This window comes from Citrobacter sp. wls826 (genome assembly GCF_005281245.1).
Lineage (GTDB): Bacteria > Pseudomonadota > Gammaproteobacteria > Enterobacterales > Enterobacteriaceae > Citrobacter > Citrobacter braakii.
Genome location: NZ_SZWS01000024.1, coordinates 36528 through 42993, shown reverse-complemented (window position 1 = coordinate 42993; position 6466 = coordinate 36528). Strand labels below are relative to the sequence as shown.

At 52.7% G+C, this 6466-nt stretch carries 10 protein-coding genes; 2 read left to right on the top strand and 8 right to left on the bottom strand.

Annotation, left to right across the window (positions count from 1 at the left end):
• Nucleotides 1–47 precede the first annotated feature (47 nt).
• Both rpmA and rplU read right to left on the bottom strand, forming a co-directional pair.
• Nucleotides 48–305: a 50S ribosomal protein L27 gene (rpmA, locus tag FDW87_RS05260; RefSeq protein ID WP_003025030.1), complete on the bottom strand. Its 258-nt coding sequence runs from the start codon at nt 303–305 to the stop codon at nt 48–50.
• Between the two features lie 19 nt (nt 306–324).
• Nucleotides 325–636, bottom strand: a complete 312-nt coding sequence (gene rplU, locus FDW87_RS05255) for a 50S ribosomal protein L21 (RefSeq protein WP_003025032.1) — start codon at nt 634–636, stop codon at nt 325–327.
• Between the two features lie 257 nt (nt 637–893).
• Here rplU and ispB point away from each other — a divergent pair, with 257 nt between their 5' ends.
• Nucleotides 894–1865, top strand: a complete 972-nt coding sequence (ispB, locus tag FDW87_RS05250) for an octaprenyl diphosphate synthase (RefSeq protein WP_019077785.1) — start codon at nt 894–896, stop codon at nt 1863–1865.
• A gap of 223 nt (nt 1866–2088) precedes the next feature.
• Nucleotides 2089–2373: a DNA-binding transcriptional regulator SfsB gene (sfsB, locus tag FDW87_RS05245; protein WP_016154679.1), complete on the top strand. Its 285-nt coding sequence runs from the start codon at nt 2089–2091 to the stop codon at nt 2371–2373.
• Nucleotides 2374–2432: 59 nt separating this feature from the next.
• On the opposite strand, the gene murA is transcribed toward sfsB, so the two are convergent.
• The 6 genes from murA to mlaE all read right to left on the bottom strand — a co-directional run bounded on the left by murA (nt 2433) and on the right by mlaE (nt 6461).
• Complete coding sequence (murA, locus tag FDW87_RS05240) at nt 2433–3692, bottom strand: UDP-N-acetylglucosamine 1-carboxyvinyltransferase (RefSeq protein ID WP_003839949.1); 1260 nt, start codon at nt 3690–3692, stop codon at nt 2433–2435.
• A gap of 53 nt (nt 3693–3745) precedes the next feature.
• Nucleotides 3746–4000, bottom strand: coding sequence for a BolA family iron metabolism protein IbaG (ibaG, locus tag FDW87_RS05235; protein ID WP_003025040.1), 255 nt, complete (start codon nt 3998–4000; stop codon nt 3746–3748).
• A 169-nt stretch (nt 4001–4169) separates the two neighbouring features.
• Nucleotides 4170–4463: a lipid asymmetry maintenance protein MlaB gene (mlaB, locus tag FDW87_RS05230; RefSeq protein ID WP_016154680.1), complete on the bottom strand. Its 294-nt coding sequence runs from the start codon at nt 4461–4463 to the stop codon at nt 4170–4172.
• Nucleotides 4463–5098 carry a phospholipid-binding protein MlaC gene (gene mlaC / locus FDW87_RS05225; RefSeq protein WP_016154681.1) on the bottom strand — a complete coding sequence of 212 codons (636 nt, stop codon included), beginning with the start codon at nt 5096–5098 and terminating at the stop codon, nt 4463–4465. The genes mlaB and mlaC overlap by 1 nt, the downstream gene beginning before the upstream one ends.
• An 18-nt stretch (nt 5099–5116) precedes the next feature.
• On the bottom strand, nt 5117–5674 hold the full coding sequence (mlaD, locus tag FDW87_RS05220; RefSeq protein ID WP_016154682.1) for an outer membrane lipid asymmetry maintenance protein MlaD: 558 nt from the start codon (nt 5672–5674) through the stop codon (nt 5117–5119).
• Between the two features lie 4 nt (nt 5675–5678).
• Nucleotides 5679–6461 (bottom strand): lipid asymmetry maintenance ABC transporter permease subunit MlaE, encoded by a 783-nt coding sequence (mlaE, locus tag FDW87_RS05215; RefSeq protein ID WP_003025053.1) that lies wholly within the window; start codon nt 6459–6461, stop codon nt 5679–5681.
• Nucleotides 6462–6466: the final 5 nt, after the last annotated feature.

The following is a 6466-nucleotide window of genomic DNA, read 5'->3' as shown; positions in this document are numbered from 1 at the left end:
CCGCAACGTGTTGCGGGGCTTTTATCCGTTACCGGGACGCGAAAAACTTATTCAGCAACGATGCTGATGAATTTACGGTTTTTCGGGCCTTTCACTTCAAATTTCACTTTACCGTCTGCTTTAGCAAACAGAGTGTGGTCTTTGCCGCAACCAACGTTGGAGCCAGCGTGGAATTTAGTACCACGTTGACGAACGATGATGCTACCAGCCAGAACTGTTTCACCGCCGAAGCGTTTTACGCCCAGACGTTTAGCTTCTGAATCGCGACCGTTACGAGTCGAGCCGCCAGCCTTTTTATGTGCCATTTAATCTGCTCCCCTTAACTTAAGCGCTGATGCCAGTGATTTTTACATCAGTGAACCACTGACGATGGCCCTGCTGCTTACGGTAGTGTTTACGACGACGAAACTTAACGATTTTAACTTTCTCGCCACGACCATGAGCAACAACTTCAGCTTTGATAACGCCGCCATCAACGAAAGGAACGCCGATTTTGACTTCTTCACCGTTTGCGATCATCAGAACTTCTGCGAATTCAACAGATTCGCCAGTTGCGATGTCCAGCTTTTCCAGGCGAACGGTCTGACCTTCGCTTACTCGGTGTTGTTTACCACCACTTTGGAAAACCGCGTACATAAAAAACTCCGCTTCCGCGCACACCTTTTTGATGATTCAGAGTGCGCTATAAATATTCACAATAGGGCGCGAATATTACGCAAAACGCGAGCCTTTGACAAGTGCTACGTCAATACATGAAGAAAAAAAACACAACACGTACGGTAACGTTTATCTATGGCGTTTTTTCAGTACAATCAGCATATATTTATAACCCTAAACCCGACGTTACCTTCCGATACAGTGAGGTAATCGGGGCGAGAAGCCCGGCTTTTGCGATGAATTTAGAAAAAATCAATGAGTTAACCGCGCAAGATATGGCGGGGGTCAATGCGACAATCCTTGAACAGCTCAATTCCGACGTGCAGCTGATCAATCAACTGGGGTACTACATCGTTAGCGGCGGCGGAAAACGCATTCGCCCAATGATCGCCGTACTCGCCGCGCGTGCAGTTGGCTACCAGGAAAATGCGCACGTTACGATTGCAGCCCTCATCGAGTTTATCCACACCGCGACCCTGTTGCACGACGATGTTGTGGATGAGTCCGACATGCGCCGCGGAAAAGCCACGGCGAATGCGGCGTTTGGCAATGCGGCCAGCGTGCTGGTCGGCGATTTTATCTATACCCGCGCTTTTCAGATGATGACCAGCCTCGGTTCGCTGAAAGTGCTGGAAGTCATGTCGAAAGCGGTCAACGTTATCGCCGAAGGTGAAGTCTTGCAGTTGATGAACGTCAACGACCCGGACATCACTGAAGAAAACTATATGCGCGTTATCTACAGTAAGACCGCGCGTTTGTTTGAAGCGGCTGCCCAATGCTCTGGCATTCTGGCTGGTTGCAGCGAAGAACAAGAGAAAGGGTTGCAGGATTATGGCCGTTATCTCGGTACCGCTTTCCAGTTAATTGACGATTTGCTGGATTACAACGCGGATGGCGAGCAACTGGGTAAAAACGTCGGTGATGACCTCAACGAGGGTAAACCCACGCTGCCGCTGCTGCATGCCATGCGCCACGGCACCCCTGAACAAGCACAAATGATCCGCCAGGCTATTGAGCAGGGTAATGGCCGTCACCTTCTGGAGCCTGTTCTGGAAGCGATGAACGCCTGTGGTTCCCTGGAGTGGACTCGCCAACGTGCAGAAGAAGAGGCTGATAAGGCCATCGCTGCGCTGCAGGTACTGCCTGATACGCCGTGGAGAGAAGCGCTGATTGGTCTGGCGCATATCGCCGTACAGCGCGACCGTTAATACCCTGCGGCATCTTTCATCATCCCGTGCCCTGCACGGGATGCTTTTATAAATTCCAATAAATACTTCCCCCTCTCCAGCAATCTTCGCATAAATTTGGCATATTCTGAATATTCTCACACTTTACATGAACATTTTAGAACATTCGTTCTCCGGGCGTTATAGTGTCTCCACAACCGATCGTGGAACCATATAAGTCGATAACCAAAGGAGAGATGAGTTTATGGAAAACAAGCTGATTGACTGGCATCCGGCCGATATCATCGCCGGACTGCGCAAGAAAGGGACCTCAATGGCCGCTGAATCACGTAAAAATGGATTAAGCTCATCAACGCTGGCCAATGCGTTAACACGCCCATGGCCAAAAGGTGAGTTGATTATCGCCCGATCGTTGGGAACCGACCCGTGGGTGATTTGGCCGTCACGCTATCACGATGCAAAAACACATGAGTTTATCGACAGAACGCGGATGATGAGGGGACGCAAAGAGAAACAGAATCCTGAATGAACACTGATGAGTAGTAACCCCCGGCTCACAGAACTGGGGGTTACAAGAGACGTAGACGATTACTCGCCTTTCACGCGCTCAATGTTTGCGCCCAGCGCGCGCAGTTTATCTTCGATGCGCTCATAGCCGCGATCGATGTGATAAATACGATCGACTACCGTCGTACCTTCAGCAATACACCCTGCCAGCACGAGGCTTGCAGATGCGCGCAGATCGGTCGCCATAACCTGTGCGCCGGAGAGCGTTTCCACACCGTGGCAAATCACGGTATTGCTTTCGATTTCTGCGTGAGCGCCCATACGGCTCAGCTCAGGCACGTGCATAAAGCGGTTCTCAAACACGGTTTCCGTGATGAAGCCCGTCCCTTCTGCCACCAGGTTCAGCAACGTGAACTGGGCCTGCATATCGGTAGGGAACGCCGGGTGCGGCGCCGTGCGCACATTGACCGCTTTCGGACGTTTACCGTGCATGTCCAGGCTGATCCAGTCGTCACCGACTTCGATATCCGCTCCCGCATCACGCAGCTTCGCCAGAACGGCATCCAGCGTGTCAGGTTGTGCATTGCGGCAGATAATTTTGCCGCGAGAAATTGCCGCTGCGACCAGGAAAGTACCGGTTTCGATGCGGTCAGGCAGAACGCGATACACACCGCCGCCGAGGCGCTCAACGCCTTCGATGGTAATACGATCGGTACCCTGGCCTGTGATTTTTGCGCCCAGCGCAATCAGGAAGTTCGCGGTATCCACGATCTCCGGCTCACGCGCGGCGTTTTCGATGATGGTAGTGCCTTCGGCAAGCGTTGCTGCGCACATGATAGTGACCGTCGCGCCGACGCTCACTTTGTCCATGACGATATGCGCGCCTTTCAGGCGGCCATCAACGGACGCTTTCACATAGCCTTCTTCAAGCTTAATAGTCGCGCCTAACTGCTCCAGACCAGTAATGTGCAGGTCAACCGGACGCGCGCCGATGGTGCAGCCGCCCGGCAGTGAAACCTGGCCCTGGCCAAAGCGGGCAACCAGTGGCCCAAGCGCCCAGATGGATGCACGCATGGTTTTGACCAGATCGTACGGCGCACAGAAGACGTTCACGTCACGCGCATCAATGTGCACAGAACCATTACGCTCAACTTTCGCCCCCAACTGGCTCAGCAGCTTCATTGAGGTGTCAACATCCTTCAGTTTCGGGACGTTCTGGATCTCTACAGGTTCTTCCGCCAGCAGCGCCGCAAACAGGATCGGCAGCGCGGCGTTTTTAGCGCCTGAAATTGTGACTTCGCCCTGGAGCTTGGTTGGCCCCTGAACACGAAATTTATCCATTATTCTGTTCTCTGTTAAGAATTTATCTTCGCTACCGGCATATCACCCGTAGCTCAAAAACCGTTAAGTTTGCGATCGCGCGCCCATTCCGCTGGAGTAAACGCCTTAATCGACACGGCATGAATGCGGTTGTCCGCAATGTACTCCATCAACGGGCCATAGACCGATTGCTGTTTCTTGACCCGGCTCATGCCTTCAAACATCTCACCCACGGCAATAACCTGAAAGTGACTGCCGTCGCCAGAAACGTGGACTTCCTGGAGGGAGAGTGCATTCATCAGCACGCTCTGAATTTCATTATTTTCCATGGGCTCTTCATTCGTCAGATAGTGAAAACAGCCCAACATCTTAGAGCAAAGTGGCGCTGTCATAAATAAGCAAAAAGCCCCGCTGATAAATCAGACAAGGCTTTAGTGGCAGATCCCCCGCAGAGGAGTTGCCGGATGGCGGCACAAGACCTTATCCGGCTTACAAAAATTAACGCGGAAGAACGTCGTCAGGCAAATTGTAAAGCTGCGCCAGCGTGTACACTTTATCGTTAACGCCAGCGAGCGAAACGCTGTTCCCCTGCTGCTTGCCCTCATTAATCAGGTGCAGCAGTAATGCCAGACCACCGGTATCCACCCGGGAAATCTGGTTCAGGTCGATGCAGGATACCCCTTTCATCGCCTCAACTCGCGCATCCCATAATGGGTTTAACACGTCCTGATCCAGCTCTCCCACCAGCACCAGCTTGTCGCCTTCACGCATCCAGGTGAGTGACTGCGTCATTATTTTTTCTCTTCCAGCGTGATTTTCTGCTGAGAAATAGATTTCAGCTGTGCCGTCAGGCCATCAATACCTTTCGTACGCAGCAGGTCGCTCCACTCATTCTGTTTGGTGGTGATCATACTTACGCCTTCAGCAATCATGTCATACGCCTGCCAGTTACCCGTCTGGGAATTTTTACGCCACTGGAAATCCAGACGTACCGGAGGACGACCGTTTGGATCGATGATGGTTACGCGGATAGGCACGATGGTCGCATCACCCAGCGGCTGCTCAGGGGCAATCTGATAGGTCTGGCCGTGGTACATCGCCAGCGCCTGACCGTAAGCCTGCTTCAGATATTCACGGAATGCGGCGAAATAGGCGTCACGCTGAGCCGGGGTCGCATCTTTGTAGTAGCGGCCCAGTACCAGTGCGCCTGCATACTTAACCTGCACGTAAGGCAGCAGTTCCTGATCGACCACCTGACGCAGGTAATCCGGGTTGGAACGGATTTTAGGTTGCTCGTTCTTCAGACGGTCAAACGTCTTCTGCGCCGCCTCATCCATCAGTTTGTACGGGTTCGTCTGGTCCGCTGCGGTTGCCGCGCTAAGTGGAGCAATCACCAGCATAGCCACCATCATCAATCGTTTAAACATACGTCGATTCTCCTGAGATTATTTCGTTGCGCCCGCAGGCGTAGTGGCTTCATTATTGCCTTCAGTTGCGGCTGGCGCATCGCCAGAATTCTTATTGTCATCACCTTTACTGTTGCTGTTGTAAAGGAACTGACCAATCATATCTTCCAGCACCATCGCAGATTTCGTGTCCTGAATCGTACCGCCATCTTTGAGGATAGACGTTCCCAGCTCAGGATCTTCAAAACCTACGTTCAATGCCAGATACTGTTCGCCCAACAGACCGGAAGTACGGATGCTCAGAGAACTGGTGTCAGGAATATGGTTAAAACGCGATTCAATTTCCAGCGTCACGCGCGGCAGGTACGTTTTCTGATCTAACGAGATGTCCGATACGCGTCCTACCACGACCCCGCCAATCCGCACCGGAGAGCGCTCTCTCAGACCGCCGATATTATCAAAGGTCGCATAAATCGTATAAGTCGGTTCAGTACGCATTGAGGTGACGTTCGCCGCCTTCAGGCAGACAAACAGCGCGGCCAGCAGCGCAACCAGCAGGAATAACCCGACCCAAATTTCATTTTTTTTCGTTTGCATGAACTCAATTCCCAAACATCAGTGCGGTCAGCACAAAATCCAGCCCCAGAACGGCAAGAGAGGCGTGCACTACGGTGCGTGTCGTTGCCCGGCTAATCCCGGCAGAGGTCGGGATAGCATCATAACCATTGAACAATGCAATCCATGTGACCGTAATGGCAAACACCACGCTCTTAATCAGACAGTTGACCAGATCCAGACGCCAGTCGACGGCATTTTGCATAGCCGACCAGAAAAAGCCTGCATCAATACCTTTCCAGCTTACGCCAACCAACGACCCACCCCAGATCCCCACCGCGACAAATATAATCGTCAGCAGCGGCAATGAAATCACACCGGCCCAAAAACGTGGGGAGATCACTCGGCGCAGTGGGTCGACGGCCATCATTTCCAGGCTGGAAAGCTGCTCGGTCGCCCGCATCAGGCCAATCTCTGCGGTTAAGGCCGATCCGGCCCGCCCGGCAAACAACAGCGCCGCAACCACCGGCCCCAGCTCACGTAGCAATGACAGCGCCACCAGCATACCGAGGCTGGTTTCCGCACTGTAGGTCGTCAGCACCAGGTATCCCTGCAACCCCAGCACCATGCCGATGAACACGCCAGAAACAATAATGATCAGCATCGATAAGACACCGACATTATAGAGCTGGCGTATCAGCAGCGGCGCATGTTTGCGAAACTCCGGCTTGCCGACAACTGCATTGAACAACATTAATCCGGCTCGCCCGAACGTCCTGAGGGTTTTTATTCCCCGATGTCCGAGTGATGCCAGCGCATTTAACAACATGGGTG